Origin of the sequence: Dawidia soli (assembly GCF_018598185.1) — a bacterium.
Taxonomy (GTDB): domain Bacteria; phylum Bacteroidota; class Bacteroidia; order Cytophagales; family Cyclobacteriaceae; genus Ohtaekwangia; species Ohtaekwangia soli.
The window spans coordinates 219632-242608 of sequence record NZ_JAHESC010000003.1; the positions used below are offsets into that span (position 1 = coordinate 219632).

The following is a 22977-nucleotide window of genomic DNA, read 5'->3' on the forward strand; positions in this document are numbered from 1 at the left end:
TTCAAATCGGGAGTGCTTTATTTTCCTCGCGGCTGCGCAGACATCGTAAATTCCAGCGTTCCGCCCTTCGCCAGGTCGGCATGGAAAAAGAACGGCGTGCGCAAGACCTTACCGTTCAGCTTCGCCTGTTGCACATACCGGGTCTGCGCCGTGTTGTGCGGCGCCTTGATCACAAATTTCTTGCCACCGTCCAGGTGGACCGTCACCTCCTCGAACAACGGCCGCCCCAGGGTATACGTCGGATCGCCCGGGTTTACCTGGTAGAAGCCCAGGCTGCTCAGGATATACCATGCCGACATCTGTCCGCAATCTTCATTACCCGACAATCCATTCTGATCGTTAAAATAGAGTGTGGTCAGGATCTGATCCACCAACGCCTGCGTCTTCCACGGCTGGCCTACATAGTTATACAAATACGCGATGTGGTGGCTCGGCTCATTACCGTGCGCATACTGGCCGATCAACCCCGAAATATCCGCCGACACATTCTGACCCGCGAGGTCCGAGTCGGCCGCAAACAAACTGTCGAGGCGCATCGCGAACGCCGCCTTGCCGCCGTGCAGCGCTACCAATCCCTCCACATCGTGCGGCACAAACCACGACCACTGGTACGCATTCCCCTCCACATATTCGTCTTCGCGGTGATTCGAGAAGCGCGGGTTGAACGGCGACTTCCACGTGCCATCAGTTTTTTTACCACGCATAAACCCCGTGGTCTTATCAAAGTAGAGTTGATACCGCTTAGACCGCGCGCTGAATTTCTCATAGTCCGCCGTCTTGCCCAACGCCTTGGCCATTTGTGCTATACACCAGTCGTTATAAGCGTATTCCAGTGCCTTCGATACCGACTCGTTCTCTTTGTCGCACGGTATAAAGCCCAGCGTCTGGTTATAATACTTCGCCTTAGGCATCAGGTTCCGTTTGATCTCCTCATCGGGAAACGACACATTGATCGTGTCATACGTCGAAGCATGTACGATCGCCTGGTACGCTTTCTCCACGTCAAAATTGCGATAGCCCTTGAAATAGGCGTCCACGATCACCGGCACCGAGTGGTAACCGATCATCGTACCCGTCTCGTTAGACGACAGCTCCCACATCGGCAACACGCCCCGCTCCTCGTACTTCCGCACCAGGGCGCGGATCCACGCTTCATTGCGTGCGGGGTTGATGATGGTCATCAGCGGGTGGAATGCCCGGAAGGTATCCCACAGCGAAAACACGGTATAATTATCCGAACCGTTGGCGGTATGTGTGCGCGTATCCATACCACGGTAACGACCGTCGGCATCGGTATAAATATTCGGACTGATCGCCGTGTGATACAGCGCCGTGTAGAAGATCTTCTGCTGGTCGGGCGTACCGCCTTTGATCTCGATCTTGCCGAGCCATGCTTCCCACGCGGCCGCGGCCGCCGCATGTACCGCGGCGAAATCCCACCCGGCAATTTCACGCATCACGTTGTTGCGTGCACCGTCATAGTCTACCGCCGAGATGCCCACTTTCGCCAGCACCGCGTTGCCCGCGCCGTTCCTGAACTTCAGCAGCGCCTTCGCGCCGCGCAGGTTGGTCGTTCGTACGGAGGCATCCAGTAACGCCTCGTTGACAGCCAACGTGCACGTAAACGGCTCCGAAAAAACAGCGTGAAAATATACATGCTGATCGCGCGCCCAGCCTTTGGTCACCTTCCGGCCGCGCAGCTCGTGGTCGTTGATGATCTCGATCTCGTTGACCACGTTCTGATGGCTTTGCAACGTATGGCCCACATCCACGATCAATCCGGCGTCGCTGCCCGCGGGAAAAGTGTAGCGGTGCATCCCCGCGCGCGTGGTCGCCGTCAGCTCGGCCTTTACGTTATAATCTTTGAGGGTCACCGTATAGTATCCCGGCGACGCATGCTCGGTGCCCGGCACTTTGGCCGAACAATATCCCGCGTCAGGCGTCTCGGCAGTACCTTGCGCCAGCGGCTGCGCACCCGTGGTCGGCATAAACAAAATGTCGCCATAATCACCGATGCCCGTGCCGCTCAGGTGCGTGTGCGAAAAACCGAGGATAGCCGGGTCGGAACTGTGATAACCAGAGCAGGCATCCCATCCATTCAAGCGTGTATCGGGACTGAGCTGCACCATGCCGTACGGCACGGTCGCCCCGGGGAATGTGTGGCCGTGGCCCCCCGTACCGATGAATGGGTCCACCAGGTCGACTTTGTGAGAAACAGGAGCGCGTGACTCCCGCGGAGGTTGTGCATATGCACCGCTCCCTACTATAATAAGGAGTCCTAAAGCGGATAACATCTTCATAGGCTGGTTGCTGATAAGGAATGCCTCGAAAATATCCGCACACACTTAAAAACAGATTAATATCCGCTTAAACCCGCAGTGCAAACGTTTTTTAATTCTGATTATGCGGTTTTTTGAGTAAATTGTCACTATTGTAAATCTTATGTGTGGGAGAAACTTAGTTGAGACACGGATATCCGGAAGGATTCTGATCATGGGCCTGCTGACCTTGTTCTTTATCCAGGAGGGTTGGGCACAGAACAGCACGCCAACACCCGATTACGGCCTCTCGTTCGCCTCACACGAAGTCACCAAAGACCAACGCACATCACTTTCCCTCACGCCCGAAGAACCTTTCACCATCAAAGAGGACTTCGAGATCCGCTTCGACTTCTCGCTCAAACGCCTGATCGATGCATACGGCTACGTGCTCCGCATCATCGCCAACGACTCTATTAACATAGACCTCGTATCGAGTCCCGAGCACGACGACTTCCACGACCTCAACCTCATCATCGACAACAACCCACCGCAGATCCACTACGACCATCAGGACATCGGCCTGCGCCCGCTGCAGTGGACACCCGTCACGATCAAGTTTGAAACCCGTCGTAAGAAGCTCACCGTGTCGTGGGCCGGTAAGACCAAAACACAGGAGCTGCCCTTCGCGAATCTGCGCACCTTCCGCTTTTTCTTTGGCGCCAACGATTTTGGACGTTTCAATACGTCCGATGTACCGCCCATGATCCTCCGCCACATCGCGCTCCAGCGTGTAAACGACAAGACCATTCAGTGGGACCTGCGTCGCCACGGCGTCGGCCAGGTATACGACAACACCAATACCTACGCCGCCATCGCTAAAAACCCGACGTGGCTCATCGACAAACATACCACCTGGGTACACGCCCAGCAGTTCACCATCGCGCGTTACCCATCCGTAGCCTTCAACAGTGCCACGGGAACCGTATACGCCACCGACAAAAATCACGTATATACCTACCACCTCTCCGACGGCCAGATGCACCACGCGCGCGTGCGCCAGGGCAAGCCCGTCTATATCGATGCCAACCAGCTGCTCTACATCGACGCGACCCATACCCTCGTCAATTACGATCTGTATACCAACGTACTCTCCGCCTACGACTTCGACCACCAGCGATGGCAGAACAGCGACACCACTTACAACCTGCCCAACTACTGGCACAACAACAAATTCTACAACTCCTTCGATCGCTCCGTATATACCTTCGGCGGCTACGGTCACTTTAACTATAAGAATAAATTCATGCGCTACGACTCCGCGTCCCACGCATGGATCGAAGTAAAGACCCAGGGCAGTATTCCCCCGCGTTACCTCGGCGCCCTCGGCCTGACCGCGGCCAAAGACAAGGCTCTCATCTTTGGCGGCTACGGCAGCGAAAGCGGCAAACAGGAGTTGTTCCCGCAAAGCTTCTACGATCTATATACGTTCGATCTAAAGACCCACGCCATCCGCAAGCTCTGGGAGCGCAAGTCCGAACCGGGCGAAGAAGATATCGTCTTCTCGAACTCACTGGTGGTAAACGAAGAAGACAGCTGCTTCTACGTTCTCAGCTTCCCGAAGAACAAATACGAAAACTACATCAAGCTGCGGAAGTACTCCCTCTCCAAACCCGAGTGGCAGGTGCTGGCCGACTCCATCCCCTTCCAGTTCCACGACGAGCACGCCTTCTGCGACCTGTTCCTCTCCAAAGCCACGCGTCAGCTCGTAGCCGTCACGTCGCACAAACAGATCGACCAGTACAAGATCAATCTATACACCATCAACTATCCGCCCCTCAGCACCACCGATGTGTTCCAGGACACCGCGCCACGCATCGCACGGGCATCCTACTATAGCATTCTCGTCTTTATACTAATCACCGGCACGCTCGCCACGCTGGCCGTCATCATCTTCGTCCGCCGCAAAAAGAAAGCACCCGCTGTCGCCGTGATGACGACAGCCACCACCACGGTGGCCCACGACGCCGCGCGCCATGCGCACGAGTCCGAGAAGAACATCGGAACGATCTACCTTTTCGGAGGCTTCCAGGTATTCGATAAACACGGTCACGACATCACCGGCAAGTTCACGATGACCATCAAAGAGCTGTTCGTGCTCATCCTGATCCACTCCGTAAAATTCGAGAAAGGCATCTCCACCACCACGCTGCAGGAATACCTGTGGCCCGACAAAGGCGATATGAGCGCCCGCAACAACCGCAACGTAAACATCAAAAAACTGCGCGGCCTGCTCGAAGAGATCGGCGACCTCACGATCGAAAACAACCACGCCTTCCTCCAGCTCGCCCTGGGCAAAAACGTCCTCTGCGACTACCACATCGTCTCACGTATCCTGGCAACCGAAACGCCGCTCACCGCCCAAACCGCCGAAACCCTGTTACGCTTCGTAAAACGCGGCAACCTGCTCCCCAACATCCAAACCACCTGGCTCGACAACTTTAAGTCCGATATTTCCAACCGCATCATCGACGTCCTGCTGGAATATTCCCAAACCCTCAACGCCACCAAAGACGACCGCGTATTGCTGGAGATCGCCGACACCATCTTCCACTACGACAGCATCAACCAGGAAGCCCTCGTCATCAAATGTTCGGTCCTAAATAAGAAGGGCAAATATTCACTAGCCAAAACGTGGTACGATCACTTCGTAAAGGAATATAAAACCCTCTACGCCGAAAGCTACCCCAAGACCTTCGATGAGGTAATATCCTGACAGTAGCTGGCGCAAGTCTGAGCGAAGCGGTGACTTGTGCCTATACCTGACGCCAGTTTGCAACTGGCGTCAGAGCATTGGCGCCGGCCTCTCCGCTCGACGGCAGTTACAAACTGCCGTCAGTTCCAGGCATTATTATAAGGCTCCGCCACCACCCTAAACCCATCATTCCCCACCAAACCCGCATCAAACTCCACCGCCACACTCCTACTCTCCCCCGGCATCAACGTAAAATACCCATCGCTGATAAACGCCGGCAGCACCTGCTCCCCCGTCCTTGCATTCAACACCTGCACGCGTACAGCAAACGCCACACCGGTCTTTCCATTCACAACCTGGGCCTTCACGACCTGCTTGCCGTTCACCTTCTCCGCGCTCGAAACAACTTTCAGATCAACCGGCTTCAACGAATTCAGCGCCGTAAAATCCTTGCGCTTGTTCCCGCGCCAGTAGAAGTTCTCCGACACAATCTTACCTGCCTTATCCTTCAAACGCAGTTTGATAAAGTGCACGGCCGTCAACCCGCTATTCTTCGGCGTACCGCCATATACCCTCAGATCATACAGTGAATACCCCCAACCCGTGCCGCGCTCGACACCATACACCCGCACATACCGCGCTTCTGCGTCATCCACAAAAGCGACATCCTGTACCCCTTCCTTACCATAATTGACTGTCGCCGCGTCGCGCCAATTCGAAGCATCATCCGACACCTGGATCTTATACACCTTGGCATACGCCGTCTCCCACTTCACACGCACACCACTGATCGCCTCCCGGGCACCCAGATCAACATATACCCATTCGTTATTGCGCGCCGCACTTGCCCAGCGGGTACTCTCGTCGCCATCCGTAATAGACTCGGCACGGCCCGTCTCGGTCGAAGAAGCCACCACAGGCTTACCTTTTGCCAGATCACCCCGCTCGCCGCCAAACGGTAATGCAAAACAATGCACCGCCGCATTCGACAACGCATCCACCGTCCGCGACAGCGTATACTTATCGACCACCTTGCCGTCCAGGTTATAGATCATCGCTTCTGCCGTCGCCCCTTCCAGATCCTTGCGCGTGGTATTGACCACCTTCACCGCATCGCTCACCGGGTTCCACTGAATGTGCACCGGTTCACACGCACTCTTAATGCCCCAGTATGCACCCGTCAGGTCATAGTAATAATCGTACGTCTGCCAGATAAAAGTCGGCAGACCGGCGTTGCTCGTCCAGGTCATGATGCCCGCGGCGTCGTTCCAGATGTGGTCCTGCCAGCCTTCATACATCGCCTTGTTCGTCTCGATATTGACCAGCTGCGCCTTGCGGCAATACTCCTCGATGTTCGAAGGTTTACCATACCGTGTCTCGATGCTGCGGTCGTAGCCGTCCGCGTCGGCGTTAAAGGCCCAGTTGCCGAAGAAGTGGCGCTCCCACATCTCGTTGCGCGGCCACCAATGCTCCTTCGGTATAAATTTCTTAAAGCTTTCGACGTTCGTGAACACGGCACTGCCCAACTCGGTGCGGAAGCCCCAGCCGTCGTTGCCACCCAGGCCGGTGGGATACTCGGTAAAGTAATAGCGCGGATCACGGTTGCCCCAGGGGCCGCTGCCGGAAAGGTTGTCGGCGTGCGAGTTCGCTTGGTAATAGCGGTCGCCACCGTCAAAGGCGCGCACGTCTTCTTCCAGCCACTTGTTCAGCGGCGCTTCCGGCCAGCCTTCGTTGTCGGCGCACCACACCGCAATAGACGGGTGATTGCGCAGCCGCACGATTTTCTCGATCGCGTTGGCGTTGAAGTTGCTCACGTCGCGCGGCAGGCTGGGGTTCGAGTTCAGCCAGAAGTCGTCCCACACCATGATGCCGTACTTGTCGCAGGCTTCGTAAAACTCTTCATCCGTCGTCGAGCCGATCCAGTTGCGGATCATGTTAAAGTTCATCTCGCGGTGCAGGCGTACCTTGGTATCGTACTCCTCGCCCCGGCACCGCAGCATATACTCCGACATGCTCCAGTTGCCACCCTTCACAAACACACGCGTGCCATTGATCGAAATGTGCAGCACCTGCCCCAGCGTATCGTAGCTGTACTGCTTGATGCCGAATGTCACCTGTTTTGTATCGGAGATCGTATTATTCTCTACCACGTTAAACACACAGGTATACAGGTTAGGATCGCCATACCCATTGGGCCACCACAGTTTCGGGTTGTGTACGACCAGTTGGGAGAAGTGCCGCTTGTCAAGCTTTACCTGTGCCGTGCTGTTAGCCCCCACGTTCACCTTTTCTTCAAATGTGATGTTACCGGGTTGGATCACCCCTTTGACAACCGCCGTGCGCGATGCGTCGGTATTGTTTTTTACATCCAGGGCCACCGTCAGGAACGCCGTGGCGTTTGTCGGCAGCTGCGTACGGATCCAGGGATCCCGAATGGTCAGCGCGCCAGAAGTACTCAGGTATACATCGTCGGTAATACCGGCGTTCAACCCGGGCACATAAGGCATCCAGTCCCAGCCACCACTGGAAACATACGTCGGCGACGCCGCGTTGGCCATCGGGTGGCGCGGCGGCGATACCAGCACCGCCAGGGTATTGGCACCCGACGCCCGTACAATGCGCGTAATGTCATATTTGCCGCGCTGCATAAAGCCGTCCAGCGCGCCCAGCTTCTGGCCGTTGAGATAGATCTCCCCCTCGCGGTTGATTCCCTCGAAGTTCAGCCACAGGATTTCGCCCTTCATTGCTGCCGGTACGGAAAACTGCGTCACATACCAATAGGGCTGATCGAACTTGGCTTTATCTGCCTTCCAGATGTTATCTGCATAGTTGGGGTCCTTTTCCAGTCCGGCCGCGACATACGCCGTATACACCGTACCCGGCACCACCGCCGTTACCCATCCATCGGGTTTAAAATCCTCAAAGAGGCCGCGAAGATCCGTCCCCACCTCGCGCTGGGACTTGACCCGCCACACCTGCCGCGGCGAGCTTTTCAGATCTATATTCGTTTGGCCGCCGGCGATGCCCGACACGCCCACACACAAAAAACCAAGGCACACGACCTTGTAAAAAAACTGATATATATACATGCTGTGAATATGGTTAAAGAAGGAGTGGCGCCAGATAACAATTACCCGAAAGCACCCGGCAGCCACCCCCGAAACACGATGACATTAATGAACCACGATCGTTTTATGAAAATGAATTTGGTCGGAAGCACTGCCGATCTGAATATCGAACTCGCCCGGCTCTACCACGTAGCGCATGCGGTCGTTGTAGAGCCCCAGCTCCGACACGGGCACCTTTAACGTAACGGTTACACGCCTGCCCGCCTTGACCAATACCTTCTGAAAGGCCTTTAACTGCTGCACCGGAGTGGCCACCGAGCTCACCTTGTCGCGCACATACAGTTGCACCACTTCCTTGCCATCGCGCGGGCTGGTATTTTCCAGCTCCACATTGATTCGGACCGTATCCGTCGACGCCAGCAACGAGTCGCGCGACACACAACGCAGATACCGGAAGCTCGAATAGCTCAGACCATACCCGAAGTTCCACAGCGGCTCGGGGGTATCGAATATATAGTGACCCCGCGGCTGCTCCGGCGTACCCGGCTGGTCAAACGGACTCTCGCGATCCGTCACATAGTGGTTATAGTAACACGGCGTATTCCCCGTGCTGCGCGGAAACGACACGTTCAGCTTACCCGAAGGGTTCACACGGCCCACCAGAATATCGGCCATGGTGCGTCCCTGCATCTCGCCACCGTACCACTGCGCCACCACGGCGTCGGCATGGTCCTTCACCCACGGCATCGCCAGCGGCTTACCTGAAATGAACACGACTACCATCGGCTTACCGGTAGCCTTCACCGCCTGGAGCAGCTCCGCTTGCACCCCCGGCAGCTCCAACGACGACAGGCCAAAGCCCTCCCCCGCCGTCGAGTTCTTCGCACTGCGGCCCAGGTACGTGCTGCGGGTACCGATCGCCACGATCACCAGGTCGCTGGCCTGCGCGGCCTTCACCGCATCCGGTATCCGCGAGCGATCCTGGCTCCACCAGTCACACCCTTCGACGTGACGCAGCGTCACCTTATTACCCACAACATCTTGCAGGCCCTTTAGCAGCGTAACACCCTCTTTCGTATCCGGTCCCGTCCACGAGTAATCGCCAAACACCGTCTGGTTGCTGTTCGGCCCCAGCACGGCAATCGACTTATACTTCGCCAGGTCCAACGGCAGGATGTTGTTGCTGTTCTTGAGCAACACCGCGCTCTCGTCGGCCACTTCTTTCGATAGGGCCACCTTGTCGGCACTGCGCACAACCTTGGCCACTTTGGTCGAGTCGCCGTACGGCGCATCGAACAACCCGAGCGAAAACTTGGTCGTCAGCACCCGGCGCACAGCCTGGTCGATATACCGCATTTCCAACTGGCCGCTTTGCACCAGCGCCTCCAGCTTGGTGTAGGCGCCGTCGATGTTCAGGTCCACACCGGCCGTCAGGGCGATCTTCGCCGCCTCTTCCTGCGTAGCGGCCTGGTGGTGGAAAGACTGCAAGCGGTCCACCGAACCCCAGTCGGAATATACATAGCCCCGAAAGCCCAGCTCGCCGCGCAGAATGTCCGTCATGTAATACGCCGAGCCCGTCACCGCCAGGCCGTCATACGCGCTGTAGCACGACATCACCGACCACGGCTGTGTCGCCGCGATCACGCGCTTGAATGGATACATATAAATACTGCGCAGCTCACGCTCACCCCCGCTCACGTTGGCGCAATTCAAACCACCGGAGGGCGAGCCGTGTGCCACGAAGTGCTTAGGCGTACACGTGATATTGTGTTTCTGATAACCGCTCACAAACGCAGTAGCCATCTCGCCGATCAGGTAGGGATCTTCCCCATAGGTTTCTTCGATCCGACCCCAACGCAGCTCACGCGCAATGTCGAGCACCGGCGACAGGATCTGGTGGATCCCGATCACCCTAGCCTCCTCGCCCGCCGCTTCCGTCATGCGGCGTATCAGCGCGGGATTGAACGTACTGCCTTGCGCCAATGCCTGGGGAAAGATGGTACACTCGTTTTGCAAAACGCCTTCGATACCTTCCGCCGCCGTAAGGATGGGAATCCCCAGCCGGGTCTTTGTCGCCATATACTGCTGCAGCCTCTGGTACATCTTCGCGCAGTCGATGGCGCGCATGCCCATCTCGTGGGTACAGCCCCAGCTCTCGCCGTTAAAGATCCGGTCGATCTCGTCGGCACGGCCGCTGCCGCGGTTTTGCAGTTGCAATATTTTTTCTTTCAGCGTCATGCGCTCCAGCAGGTCTTCCACCCGTGCCGGCACCGATGCCGTCTTGTCTTTATAGAGAGCCTTGCCCGCGTTGGTTTGGGCATAGCCGGAGAATGTCAGCGTTGAAAGAACACCGATCGTAGCAAAAAAAACAGTCTTCATTCCATTGGTTAAAAGTCGATGAACAATAATTCTTGATGGATATTGGGTAAATTGGGATAGGAAAGAAACACCGGCGGCAAATGCCACCGGTGTAGGAGTTATTTAGATTGGAGATGAAATCAATTCGAATCTTCCGGGTGGACCACCAGTTTCACGCTCCTGAATTGCAGGTATACATTCTGGCCCGTACTGATCACCCAGCCTATCGCAACCGGCTTGGCCTCTTCTAATGTGAATGTCAGATCGTGCGTGCCTCTCAGATCGTCAACGTTTGTAGCGTGGAACAGTGCCAGCGGCGTGCCGATATTATTGATATCCGGCAGTTCCGATCCCTCTGCTATGATCTCATAAACATCAAAGGGACTACCGCCGCAGTTACCGGTTTCAAAAGACATGGTGTATGTACCGGCCGGCAATATAAAAGTCTGCCACACCTTGCCATTGTCTACACCCGCGCCACTCCAGTCCTGTGTTTCAAAATGGATCACACCACCTTCGTCCCATGACCATCCGCCACCCTGACCGCCATTCTGATTGGTAGCCGCCGGGTTGAACAACCAATCCTTAGGTGTACCCCACTTTTGGTTACCACTATCACCGCGCTTGAAAGGCTTTCCTGGGTTCTTGAAATAAGCACGCGTAATGTTTGTCGCTCCGATATACTCGATCGCAGCTTTGAATGTATCGATCGCCAGTTTTTCCGGCTTGTAATACGTCTGGTAACTAAACTTGGTGCTCCTCTTATAGTCCAGCAAAGCCACCGAGTCCATATCCCCCTTCACACGCACAACCCGCTCCACATCGTCCGCACCCATATACCTGATCTCTGTAAACAGAGCAGTTTCATCGCTGGTATACATCCGGACCCGAACCTCGGTGTCGCTCATCACTTCCACCGCCCGGAGTGGCCGGTTGATCAGCGACTCCTGGTAGTTTACGCCATACGAAGACCCGCCGGCGAATACCGTTACCGACGAGTTGCCCGCGGCGTCGTACGTGATCAGCTCGAAATTGTAGCGCCCCTCGGGCAACGCGATCGGAATGCTCAGGCTGTCGACCCCGGCGCTCCGCTCGATATCCAGGATCAGCGAATCCTGACGGATATTCCAGTATATCTTAAGCTTGACGATCTTCGGGTCGGCAATCAGCAACCCCGTGATCACCACGCGATTGTTACCCGCCCGCGCATGCACCGAGTCGACGCGCCCGGTATAGATCAGCTCTTTTCCGCCAGTGTATTTCAGATAGTCGTCCATGTCGGTACACGCCACGACGGCAGCCACCATCATGGCAACGATCAATATCCCTTTCAGATTTTTCATGATAATGCTATTCAAATATCAAAACTATAGATCACTTATCGTTGCCCCAGAAAGTAACTTCCGAAAACACCATATTCGTATTCCCCGACCAGTTTTCCAGGCAGCGGATGCGGATATACCGAACACGCGGCATGTCGTTGGGTACATTGGCTTCATCGCCTGCACGACCCGCCGTACGGTCGTCGTCGGTGAACAAACCAATGGGCAGCCCCGAAGGCTTGATGTTGGTGATCGACAACAGCTTGGTCCAACCATCCAGCGAGCCGTTGGGATTGTAGCTCGTCGTACCCCATACCTCATACCGTTTCGGCGATACGTCGTTATACCAGTGACGATCGTCTTGTACCGTCTGCAGCGAGAAGCGGCTCAGCTGTGCTTCCACGCCCAGGTCGAACGTGATGATCTTCGGCACACCCGTGCTGGCGTTGCCTGTGTGCAGGCCAAAGCCCGGTACGTCACCCGTCACACGGCCGTCCCACACGTAGGGCATCGCACCGCCCCACTCGTTGGTCCGGGAATCCCCCGGCAGCGACAACTCCCGGAATTTGGTCTTGTCCAACTCAACCTCGTAGATCGGCACCAGCTCTTGCAGCAATACATCCGACTCATTGCCCCAGCGATCGCGGACAAAGACACCAAACGGGCGCGACACCGATTCATACCCGCGCACCGAGAAGCTCGCAGTATCACGTGCCGTATAGAAGGTGCGCGCCACAGCCATGTTACCTGTCGAGTCCGGCGTCGTCACGACGATTGCCAGGTCGGCCTTACTGGTATTGATGAACGATATCGAAGCACCGCCGAAATCAGGCTCTATCACGATCGTCTCGAAAGTCGTCAGCACGGGCGGCGTCTTCGGTATTACCTGAATGGTAACGGGCGTCGATCGGTTGCCACTGCGGTCTACAGTATAGAGGTCAACCGTACGGGGCTCTGTATCCGGAAAGCCATCGACAGTAAGGGTATTCGTATAATACGAGCCCTTGAACTCCATGTCACGCCCCGCTTTATTCTTATAGATCGCCTGCACATACAACAGGTCGGGGTCTGACGGCAACGTGTAGGTCAGACGCGCGGCGCCAGGCAGCGGCTCGGCCTCCACGTTCAGTACGGGGCCCGGCGCCGACCCGTCGGTCTCGATGGCGCTGAGCTGATCGGTATCACAGCCGGACACGACCGCCAACAATATACATACCGTAATATATTTTATACTGTTCATTTGAATACAGGGTTAAAGGAACATTGATCTTTATTACCAGCCCGGATTTTGCACCAGCTTGGGATTCACTACCAGGTCGTTTTGCTTCAGCGGGAACAGGTAGTCACGCGGCGCGATGAAGTGCGGGCTATACAGCAACCGCGGATGGTAATACGCCGAGGCAATCTCCTGCTCGATGTTCCATCCGAAGATGCCCTGGTTGAGCTCTTCGGCCGCCGTCTTCCACCGGCGCACATCCCAGAACCGGCTGCCCTCGAACATCAGCTCAATGGCGCGCTCGCGCTGGATGATCCACCGAAGACCCGCTTGCGTAGTATACTTCGCCGGCTGTATGGAGTGGTTCGTCCACGACTCCGCGACACTTTTCAGACCGGCCCGCGCGCGGACCTGGTCGAGCCACGGCAACGCATCGGCACCGCGTCCGACCTCGTTCAGCGCCTCGGCATACAGCAGGTACAAATCCGCCAGGCGCATTTCGGGCCAGGGGTATGCCTCCACGGTAGCATCGTTCTGCGTCATTACCAGTTTCCAGTTCACCAGTTTCTTGGCCCACAATCCCGTAGACGAATAGTTGTTTGCACCGATGCGCGACTGAGGCTGGCCTTTTTTTGCCCGCACCGTCCAGGTGTCTCGGTCGGATTGGCTCGGGCTGTTCTGCATATACCACACCGAACCGTCAAACCCGAGGTCGGCGTAGTAGCGGTTCTCGCGATCGAACTGAATAGAAGCCGTTTCATATCCTTCAATCAGGTTGTACCGGTCGTCAACCCCCGCAGAACGCAGCGAATACCGCCCGGAATAGTTGAATTCCTTGTCCTCTTCCATGGGCACGCCGTTGCTGGTATAAAAGAGGTGGGTGATATTGAGCGTCGGGTTGATTAGATCTTTGGCCCCCCAGATGTTCAACGGGAACTGCTGGTCGATACGCGCCATGCAATCCTTCTGCAGATCCGCTACCGCGCGGCCCGACAACCCCCAGATCAGCTCGGGATTCCAGCGCTCGCCGACGGCGTTGCGAATACTCATTTGTGTGATCGTCGTGTCACTTAGCTTAGAGAACGTCGAGAACGTATACAACCGCGCGCCGCTGGCATGACACGCCTCCAGCGCCTTTTCACAGGCCGCCACCGCTGAATCCCATTTCACGCGGTCCGGCGTGGAATTGAACAGGTGCACGCCATCGTGGTCTGCAAAATCAGCATAGTCAGGATTGCCGTTGAACAACGGGCTGGCGGCTGTCACCAGCAGCCGGGCCTTCAGCATTAGCGCCGCGGGACGCGTAACGCGGCCCAGTTCCGTTGAACGGTTCAGGATCACATCGGGCAGATTGGAGGCCGCCGTGTCCAGCAACGCAGCGATATAGTGCACCACTTCGTCCACCGGCGCCCGCTTGTCGCGGAACTCGTCCGTCGAGCTCGTTACGGGGTGATTCTTCGGCAGCAGCACGATCGGGCCGTACATGCGGAAGAGGTAAAAGTGAAAGTATGCTTTCAGAAACTGCACTTCGCCGATCCAGCGCTGGCGCATAGTCGGCCCCAGGTCGGCGACCTTCGCCGGGTTGCTGACGTTCTCCAGGAAGATGTTGCAATCGCGGATGGCACGGTACATCGACTGGCCGCCGTTGTTGCCGTCCCAGCAATTCATGTACGGGTCGTTGATGTTCTGGTTGCCCTTGGCGATCTCTAACGCCTGGTAGTTGTTCGAGCCGTTCTGCGGATGATACGTCCACATCTCGTCGGCGCCCATCAGGCCGATATTGCCGAAACCGCTGTTCTGACCCGGCAGGTACGAGTAGCAGGTATATAAATATTTCTCCGCTTCCAGCTGGTTGGCAAATGCGTGGTCCAGCGTCGCCACGTTGTCAGGTACGATGTCGAGGTAATCACAAGCACACAGCGACACCGTCAGCGAAACGAACAGGATGCTATATCGTAAAATGTTCTTCATGTGTTCCGGTATTAGAATTTGATCTGCACGCCCAGGTTGTATACTTTCTGAATGGGGTAGCCCAGGCCGTTGCCGCCCATCTCGATATCCCACATATCAAAGCCACTTAGCAGGAATAGGTTGTTGCCACTCACATAAATACGCGCCGACTCCATGCCCAGCTTCTTGCTTTGCGCCGGTGTCAGCGTATAACCCAGCTCGACGGTCTTCACCCGCAGGAACGCGCCGTTGCGCATAAACCAGGTGCTGTAGCGTGAGAAGTTGTTGCTGTTGTAGGTCGTGCTCAACCGCGGCCATACCGCGTACAGGTTCCGGTTCTCTTCCGACCAGTGACTGTCGGCATATTCTTTCAGAAGCGGTACGTCGTTCTGAAAGGGCGACGTATTCGACGCATCGAGCCAGAAGGAAGAACGCGCCGAGCCCTGGAAAAAGGCCGAGAAGTCCACGCCCTTATGCCCGAACGAAAAACCAAAGCCGTACACGATCTCCGGTAACCACGGGTGCCCGATCGGCACCTGGTCGGCATCGGTGATCTGACCGTCGCCATTCATGTCGCGGTACTTGATATCGCCCGCGTGGTACTCGCCAAAGTTCTGTTTGGGCGAGTTGTTTACCTCCGTCTCGTCTACAAACAACCGCTCCGCTACCAGCCCGTAGATCTGGTTGATCGGTTGCCCACGGTGGTACCGATACCCTTCTACATACTCGGGCTCCTCATACTTCAGGAACTCGCTGTGCGCATAGGTGAAGTTGCCCCGCGCCTTCAGCCAAGCGCCGCTCGCGAACGAGCGATTATAATCCAGCGACATATCGACCCCACGACCTTTCGCCTGGCCCACATTTGCACGAACGTTTGCCGCCAGGCCTACAGCAGCAGGGATCGAAGCGCGATCCATCAGGATGTTTTCGCGGTGCTCGGTAAAGTAATCGATAAAGATGTCGAAGTCGTTGAAAATGCCCAGCTCGATGCCCAGGTTGAGCTTGCGTGCCGTCTCCCACGAAATGTCGCGGTTGTCATACCGGCTGATGCTCACGCCGTTCTTTGTTTGATTCAAGTTCTCGCCAAAAGTATATTTCCGGTTTTCGTCGTTCAGATTGACATTCGACAGGTAAAAGAAACGGTCGTTGGCATCGCCGATGGCGTCGTTGCCCACCAGCCCATACGTGCCCTTCAGCTTCAGGTTCTGGATGATGTGCTCGAAGCCTTTAAAGAACTTCTCGTTCGACACCACCCAGCCCGCGCCGATGGCGGGAAAGAAACCATAGCGGTTGTTCTTGTAAAACCGCTCCGAGCCGTTGTAGCCAAAGGTGAACTCGGCCAGCAGACGATCCTGGTAGCCATAGGTAAAGCGGCCGGAAACACCCTGGTTGCGATACGGCAACGACTTCTGTAGGCTGCCTTGGTTGGCCAGCAACTGCTGCCTACGCTGGAATACTACCAGCCCGCTCACATCGTGGTCGTTGAACTTGGCGTTGTAAATAAGATTACCCTGCAGGTAGGTAGTCGAGTTGATGTCCTTGCTCAGCTCATTGTAGTTCAGGTACTCGGTCGGATTGCCGTTAGCGTTCAGCAATCCAAGGCTATATTCGTTCGTCTCCGAGTCGTAGCTCGACACGTTGTAATAATAGGGGTTGTAATACCGGTTTACGTCGAAGAAAGAATATCGCGACGTGTTGAAGATGGCGCTCGCGGCCAATCCCGGAAGCACAAAGCCAAAGTCCTGCTTTAATTCGAACTGCGCATCGATCAGCGACTTGGCATAGTCCTTATAGCCACGCACCAGCTCTGCATATGGATTGATGTACCCCGCGCCCTGGCTGGAGCCACGCGTGGCATTACCGAACAGCACGTGGTTGGTGCCAGGCTGGAACGACGCCGGATAATACGCCGGGAACAATACGGGGTTGGACCGCATGATCTTTTTATAAGCATCGGCGCCACCGTCCAGCGGGCCACGGTAGTCGTCAAAGCTGCCCGACAGGCGGGTGATCAATTCCGTCTTTTTGGTCAGGTTGATGCTGATGTTACTCCGCATCTGGTACGACTTCAGGTTGATGTTGTTGTTGAAGTTCGACTGGTTGTCTACATTCAGGTTACCGTTGTCCTGGTAGAACACCCCCGATACATAATATCGCGCGATCGCCCCGCCACCGCTCACGTTGAGATTATATCGCTGGTTGCTCACGACCTTCTTCACCAGCATGGCGCGCCAATCCGTGGCTGGGTATAGATAGGGATTTAGCCCGGCACGCGTGCCATCGATCTTCTCGCGCGAATACAACGACGGCGCCAACGGGTTACGCGTCAGCACCGCCTCGTTGGCCAGCGTCATATAGGTAATGGGATCCGCCAGCTCGATATTCTGTGTGTTGGAAGAAAAGGAGTTCTCAAAACGGAACGAGATCGTCGCAGGCCCGTCGTTACCGCGTTTGGTCGTCACCTGGATCACACCGTTCGCACCCCGCGCGCCATACAACGCCGTGGCCGTAGCATCTTTCAGGATCGAAAACGCCGCAATATCATCCACGTGCAGACGCGATAATTCCAGCGTAGTCGTCTCGATACCGTCGATCAGGATCAGCGGATCTTTTTTATACCCGAACGTCGTCACCCCGCGGATAAAGAAGTCCGAATTATCCGCGCCCGGCTCACCACTTCGCTGGTAGGCGATCACGCCCGACACGCGGCCGGCCAGCGCCGTCGTCAGGTTGCTGGAAGGCACCTTCAGCTCCGAAGGGTTCACCGCATCGATCGAGCTCACCATGCTCGCTTTCTTTTGTGTGCCAAAGGCCACGACCACCACCTCTTCGAGGCTGGCCACATCCACCTCCAGCTGCACATCGATCACCGTACGCGAATTGATCGTCTCCTCCACCGTTTTATACCCCAGGAAGGAATACACCAGGATGCCACCATCGCCCGAGGGCACCGTGATTTGGTAATTACCGTCACGGTCGGATGTCGTACCATTGGTCGTGCCCTTCAACAGGACACTCACCCCCGGTATACCTTCGCCGTTCTCGTCCTTGACGTTACCCTTGACGACGACATCAACCGACGCCGGGTCGAAGAGGTAGGCATTGGTAGACGTGATCTCTTTGATGATGACATTGCTGCCTTCGATGGCATACGTCAGCGGCAGGTTGCGAAGGCAGACTTTCAACACGTCTTCGAGCGGTGTTTCGTGAAAGCTTACATTCAGCCGCGGCGCATCTTTCACCTTCTTGGGCGACCAGAATATATTGTATCCGGTCTGTTTGTTGATCTCGCCGAATACCTCCTTGAGCGTGGCACCCTTCTTCTCATACGTGATCTTCTGAGAAAGAACAGCCCCGCCCGCCTGCATAAATGCCAGGAAGATGACAAAGGTGGTGATCTTCATAATAAGCAGGAATTTCTTGACGTACCCCGAGGGCATGCCAATATTAGTCGTACAATTTTTGTACATTTGAATGGCTTGCGTTAAGTAAGGAATTGTTATGAACAGTGACATTCTGAATGAGGCAGGCTAAGAGCAGGGGCATCGGAAGTGCTCCTGTTCTCATTTATAGGCCTGCTCAATCTCAGGATGTAGTGGGGGGTGGAGAGTTTATTTTTTTCATGGGCGGTTAGTGTTTAGTAGTATTTCGTCAGGTTCTTCGGATATAGAGTGGTATCATGCCGGTTGTTTACTGCTGATATAAATCGTCCTTCCCGCTACCCGGAACTGCACATCGCCGGTTTGCTCCATAATGTTCAGCAGCGTCGATATGTTCGCGAACCGCGTCGTCACGGCACCGAACGTCTCTTCTTTCAGCGCCGCGTTCTCAAAGACCACGTCCACATCATACCATCGCGCCACGCTGCGCATGATGTCCTCCAGGCGTTCGTCGTCAAACCGGAAATAGCCGTCCTTCCAGGCCACCGCTTCGCGGATGTCTACGTCCGATACCGTGAGGTTCTCGGCGGCCAGGCGTGATTGTTGCCCCGGTGCCAGCGTCACACTGTTTGCTCCCGCCGTTACACGCACCTTGCCTTCCAGCAAGCTGGTTTTGATATCACCGTCGTCCGCATAAGCCTTTACATTGAAGTGCGTGCCCAGTACCTGTACAGCGTGTCCTCCCGACATCACGATAAAGGGACGCTCGGGATGATGGCTCACCTCAAAGTACGCCTCACCCTTCAGCTCCACGCGACGCTCTTTACCATCCGAAAAGCTCAACGGCAGCCGCAACGACGAATAGGCATTCAGCCAGACCTTCGAGCCGTCGGGCAACACGACCTGGTACTGGCCGCCCTTCGGCGTCTCTACCGTATTATATCCCGTGGCAGCAGTATGGTTGACGTTAGATGTAAGGGTATAGATGAGCTGTCCTTCACCAGACTTGGTGATCTGAATATTTTGCTCGCTGGCGATCTGGCCGGCGGCGGCTTCGGTAAGCGAAATGTTGGTCCCATCGGCCAGGACCAGCACGGCCTGGTGGCGACCCGGCGCAAAGTCGTCTTGCTCGGCAACGCCCGGACGCAAATACAATCCCACGCCTACGCCTATTATAAGGAGTATCGAGGCAGCGGCCAGCCAATGGCGGCGGTGCTCGCGTTGCGGGCGGGTGATCTCATAGTTCAGACGGGCGCGCATGGATTCACCCACCACGTGCTCGTCTTCCGGAAAGACGGCATCGCGTTCTGCCCGCTGACGGTACCAGGTGGCCAATTCCTCCTTCTCCGCCTCGGTGGCGGTCCGGTCCTTGTATTTTCGCAGTAACGAGTAGATGTATTCCTGGTCCACAGGCATAAGTCGGTTTAGTACAGGTATGTACCATAACCCCGGGCGTACCCCACAGCGCAAACGATTTATTTTTGAAAAAACTTAGAATCCGGTCCGATCGACCTCTTTCAGAATGACGTACAACACCGGGGCCGCCAGCACGAACAGCCAGCCATAGTTTTTAAGCTCCCCGCGGATGATGTTCAGCGCGCGCGTGAGGTTCCGCTCAACGGCCTTTTGGGTGATCTGGGCCTGCTCGGCGATCTCGCTGTTTTTCATGCCCTGCTCCCGGCAACGAAACACAAATCGACACTTCGCGGGCATTTCTTCCACGATGCCATTGATATATTCCTCCAGGAAGAGCGCATCGAGCTTCTCCTCGTCCTGCGACAGCTCGCTGAACTCATAGTTCAGCCGCAGCAGCTCCGAGCGGCGACTCTCCCGCTGATAGTACTTGTAGATGCTGAATTTTACAGCCGTGGCCAGAAAGGCCGGCAGGTTGTCGATCTCCACCTGGTGGCGACGCTCCCACAACGAAATAAATACCTCGTGCACAATGTCCTTCGCCACGGTTTTGTCCTCGCTGTGGTTCCAGGCAATGTGCAACATTTTTTTCCAGTACCGCCCGTAGATCTCGTTAAACGCAACATGGTCATCGGCCTTCAATAAGGCCGACAGCGCATGATCGTTATAGGCACTGTAGTTGGACATAGGACTCTTCAGAATCAACCCCGCGAGCATCGGGGCATCCTCGTCATGGTGTTTGTTCAGGTTGTGGGCTAGGCAACCTTATAGGAAAGGTCCTCATTTTTTTAATGATGTACAAATGGGGAAACAAAAAGGATCAGCACCGCAACTTCGCAACGCAGCTTTGTGGCAAGAACTATTCAATCATACCGTAGGCTTTCGATCGTCAAATCACGCAGATCAGGCAACGCAGCGTCAGTATGCATGAGCTTTTGCGGTAAGAGGTCTAATCCTGATAAAATCCCGAGATCACGCGCGGCCAGATAGGTTATATACTGCTTAAATTCATCCACGTATTCGGCAGCGCCCTCAGCAGGTTTCGCCGTTAAATTATCCAAATCCAACATGAATATCCTCACATCGACCGCGGTTAAAATTTTACGTATCCCTGAACCATCCCGATTGAACTCGTTGTAAGAATCGAGCAGATTTGAAAGGATCTGACTGCTCAGGCTTTCCCGATTCCGAACCTCCACCGCGTTGGCGAATGCCCGATAACCCAGCCTGAAATATGGATCAAAGCGTGCCGACGTCTGGAAAATAAGAAAAGTAAACAGGTCGATAAAGGCATATTCATCCTGGGCCGACAGTGGCAATCTCGCATTGTCGTCTTTCACGCGCCCGACCACGAACAAATCCGCAATCTGTTGCTGAAACTCTGCCGCATACCGAACAAAATCAGCCGGCGTGAATCTGCACGTTCCCGGCAACGAAATTGATTTATACATTTGATAATACGGCCATAAGGCGTGCTCATCCTCTAACAGTCGGCGAGTCCTGGTTTGGTACAATTTCTCGTCAAACGTATGTAGTGTGTTCCACTGTCCCATAGACATCAATTTCTGAAACGTAAATATATCGATATAATACTGCGGATCTGTTTAGTTCGATTTCAACCTGCTTGGCGGGTTATGCATAGTTTATGAACCGATGCTATGCCGTTACCGCAACAGGCCTTTATGGCGTGGACTGTTATTTTTTTGCAAAGGGAGCAAGGGCCCGTCTCCAGATCTCTATTGCGCTGGCCATTTCTGTTTCATCCAGGGAACAGTACCCTATGCGTATAAAGTCATTTGGTCTGGAAGTATTGGGCTGAAAAAAATAATTACTGCCATCGCTGATCTTTAATCTTAGCGTTGCCGCATGCAAGGCAACGGCTTTAGCACGTATCCCCCTTCTGTAGGTTGCCCAGATAGCGAGTCCGCCGTTAGGCCGATCAAACGTTAAAAAATCCCCTAACTGCTGTTGAAGCAAACGGCAAGTATTTTCCAACCGTTCCTGATAAACCTTATGCGACTTTTTGATATGCCGGGAGATATCACCGGTGCTCAAAAGTTCGGCGGTCGCCTCCTCCAGCAGCTGCTCACCCTGGCGGTCTATTAATTTACGAATGGCAGCAGCTTCATTTATGACCACTTCCGGCGCTACCATAAACCCGATCCGGACGCCGGGTGCAATGCTTTTACAAAAGGAACCGACGTAAATAATGTGTCCACCGGTATCCAGGCTCGCCAAAGGCAAAAGCGGATTGCTTGAAAAGTGATAGTCAAAATCATAATCGTCTTCAAGCAGAGCAAATCTGTACCTGCGCGCCAGGTTCATCAGTCGCATCCGACGCTCTGCACTCAGGGTAACGGTTGTAGGCCGGTGGTGATGAGGGATTATATAGATCATCTTAGGCACCTTTCTTTTACACAACTGCTCGATCCTATCTACATCTATACCGTCTTTATCCACCGGGATAAAGGTTAAATTCGCTCCTGCCAGCGTAAAGGTTTGATTCGCATCCCTATAACCGGGTTCCGGTACAAATACATTGTCTCCCGGACGGATGAGCAGCTGCGTGGTTAAATAGATAGCCATCTGCGTCCCTTTCGTGATCAGTATTTCTTTTTCAGTGATCCGCATCCCCCGGGTCCGGTTTAAAAAATTGGCAAGCTCGACCCTGAGTCGATACGAACCATGCTCCGGACCATACGTGAGAAATTGATTTGCCAGGCGTCCCCTTCCTAATCTTCTGTACTCCCGCACCAGCTCCTCGATCGGTGCAATTCTGGGATCAGGAAAACCGTCGTCGATCTTATACAGCGGTGCCGGCATTCCCAAAGCATTGATTTCCGTGTCAGGATCTGTTCTCGTGGCTAGCGAAGAAGACTGCCGGATGATCGGATAAGCGGGTTGCCATTTCCGTATCGAATTTTTGCCAGTGGGCGTAACCGTGCGAACCGAAGTATCGGGAAGTTCATTGGAAATATACACGCCGCTTCGTTCCCGGGTTTCCACCCAACCCTGCGCACCCAATTCCTCGTAGGTTGCCACGACCGTTTTACGGTTGAGCTTCAGACTTTGCGCAAGCTCACGCGACGATGGAAGGGCCTGTCCCGGTTTCAGGACGCCACGACAGATCAACTGGATAATTTCAGATTCTAATTGCCGGTATAAGGGACTATGCTCACCGTCTTTTTTAAATGAAATTGAAAGAAGTTTTTTAATCATCGCTGGACCCCTTGATATCTTGAAATTGGCCCACCAAG

General features: G+C 55.0%; 12 protein-coding genes. 1 reads left to right on the plus strand and 11 read right to left on the minus strand.

Annotation, left to right across the window (positions count from 1 at the left end):
- Window positions 1–17: 17 nt before the first annotated feature.
- A complete protein-coding gene (locus KK078_RS03480; RefSeq protein ID WP_254088850.1) occupies window positions 18–2300 on the minus strand; it encodes a GH92 family glycosyl hydrolase in 2283 nt (760 codons plus the stop codon).
- 193 nt (window positions 2301–2493) lie between these two features.
- On the opposite strand from KK078_RS03480, the gene KK078_RS03485 reads away from it, so the two are divergent.
- Window positions 2494–5034: a Kelch repeat-containing protein gene (locus KK078_RS03485; RefSeq protein WP_254088851.1), complete on the plus strand. Its 2541-nt coding sequence runs from the start codon at window positions 2494–2496 to the stop codon at window positions 5032–5034.
- 119 nt (window positions 5035–5153) lie between these two features.
- Here the strand turns inward: KK078_RS03485 and KK078_RS03490 are convergent, their stop codons facing one another.
- The 10 genes from KK078_RS03490 to pdxR all read right to left on the minus strand — a co-directional run bounded on the left by KK078_RS03490 (window position 5154) and on the right by pdxR (window position 22939).
- Window positions 5154–8102 carry a discoidin domain-containing protein gene (locus tag KK078_RS03490; RefSeq protein ID WP_254088852.1) on the minus strand — a complete coding sequence of 983 codons (2949 nt, stop codon included), beginning with the start codon at window positions 8100–8102 and terminating at the stop codon, window positions 5154–5156.
- Between the two features lie 84 nt (window positions 8103–8186).
- Window positions 8187–10460, minus strand: a complete 2274-nt coding sequence (locus tag KK078_RS03495; RefSeq protein ID WP_254088853.1) for a glycoside hydrolase family 3 N-terminal domain-containing protein — start codon at window positions 10458–10460, stop codon at window positions 8187–8189.
- 119 nt (window positions 10461–10579) lie between these two features.
- Complete coding sequence (locus KK078_RS03500; protein ID WP_254088854.1) at window positions 10580–11782, minus strand: DUF4998 domain-containing protein; 1203 nt, start codon at window positions 11780–11782, stop codon at window positions 10580–10582.
- Window positions 11783–11813: 31 nt separating this feature from the next.
- A complete protein-coding gene (locus KK078_RS03505) occupies window positions 11814–13001 on the minus strand; it encodes a DUF5000 domain-containing lipoprotein (protein WP_254088855.1) in 1188 nt (395 codons plus the stop codon).
- A 33-nt stretch (window positions 13002–13034) separates the two neighbouring features.
- Entirely contained in the window at window positions 13035–14948 is a 1914-nt protein-coding gene (locus KK078_RS03510; RefSeq protein ID WP_254088856.1) for a RagB/SusD family nutrient uptake outer membrane protein, read from the minus strand.
- Window positions 14949–14959: 11 nt separating this feature from the next.
- A complete protein-coding gene (locus tag KK078_RS03515; protein WP_254088857.1) occupies window positions 14960–18397 on the minus strand; it encodes a SusC/RagA family TonB-linked outer membrane protein in 3438 nt (1145 codons plus the stop codon).
- A gap of 207 nt (window positions 18398–18604) precedes the next feature.
- On the minus strand, window positions 18605–19723 hold the full coding sequence (locus KK078_RS03520) for a FecR family protein (RefSeq protein WP_254088858.1): 1119 nt from the start codon (window positions 19721–19723) through the stop codon (window positions 18605–18607).
- 75 nt (window positions 19724–19798) lie between these two features.
- Window positions 19799–20407, minus strand: a complete 609-nt coding sequence (locus KK078_RS03525; protein ID WP_254088859.1) for a sigma-70 family RNA polymerase sigma factor — start codon at window positions 20405–20407, stop codon at window positions 19799–19801.
- A 176-nt stretch (window positions 20408–20583) separates the two neighbouring features.
- Complete coding sequence (locus KK078_RS03530; protein ID WP_254088860.1) at window positions 20584–21273, minus strand: hypothetical protein; 690 nt, start codon at window positions 21271–21273, stop codon at window positions 20584–20586.
- A 142-nt stretch (window positions 21274–21415) separates the two neighbouring features.
- Window positions 21416–22939: a MocR-like pyridoxine biosynthesis transcription factor PdxR gene (pdxR, locus tag KK078_RS03535; protein WP_254088861.1), complete on the minus strand. Its 1524-nt coding sequence runs from the start codon at window positions 22937–22939 to the stop codon at window positions 21416–21418.
- Between the last annotated feature and the right edge of the window lie 38 nt (window positions 22940–22977).

Excerpts from the sequence above, each read along its gene's own strand:
- KK078_RS03480 (WP_254088850.1), bottom strand. The coding sequence starts at position 2,300 with ATGAAGATGTTATCCGCTTTAGGACTCCTTATTATAGTAGGGAGCGGT.
- KK078_RS03485 (WP_254088851.1), top strand. The coding sequence starts at position 2,494 with ATGGGCCTGCTGACCTTGTTCTTTATCCAGGAGGGTTGGGCACAGAAC.
- KK078_RS03490 (WP_254088852.1), bottom strand. The coding sequence starts at position 8,102 with ATGTATATATATCAGTTTTTTTACAAGGTCGTGTGCCTTGGTTTTTTG.
- KK078_RS03495 (WP_254088853.1), bottom strand. The coding sequence starts at position 10,460 with ATGAAGACTGTTTTTTTTGCTACGATCGGTGTTCTTTCAACGCTGACA.
- KK078_RS03500 (WP_254088854.1), bottom strand. The coding sequence starts at position 11,782 with ATGAAAAATCTGAAAGGGATATTGATCGTTGCCATGATGGTGGCTGCC.
- KK078_RS03505 (WP_254088855.1), bottom strand. The coding sequence starts at position 13,001 with ATGAACAGTATAAAATATATTACGGTATGTATATTGTTGGCGGTCGTG.
- KK078_RS03510 (WP_254088856.1), bottom strand. The coding sequence starts at position 14,948 with ATGAAGAACATTTTACGATATAGCATCCTGTTCGTTTCGCTGACGGTG.
- KK078_RS03515 (WP_254088857.1), bottom strand. The coding sequence starts at position 18,397 with ATGTACAAAAATTGTACGACTAATATTGGCATGCCCTCGGGGTACGTC.
- KK078_RS03520 (WP_254088858.1), bottom strand. The coding sequence starts at position 19,723 with ATGCCTGTGGACCAGGAATACATCTACTCGTTACTGCGAAAATACAAG.
- KK078_RS03525 (WP_254088859.1), bottom strand. The coding sequence starts at position 20,407 with ATGTCCAACTACAGTGCCTATAACGATCATGCGCTGTCGGCCTTATTG.
- KK078_RS03530 (WP_254088860.1), bottom strand. The coding sequence starts at position 21,273 with ATGGGACAGTGGAACACACTACATACGTTTGACGAGAAATTGTACCAA.
- pdxR (WP_254088861.1), bottom strand. The coding sequence starts at position 22,939 with ATGATTAAAAAACTTCTTTCAATTTCATTTAAAAAAGACGGTGAGCAT.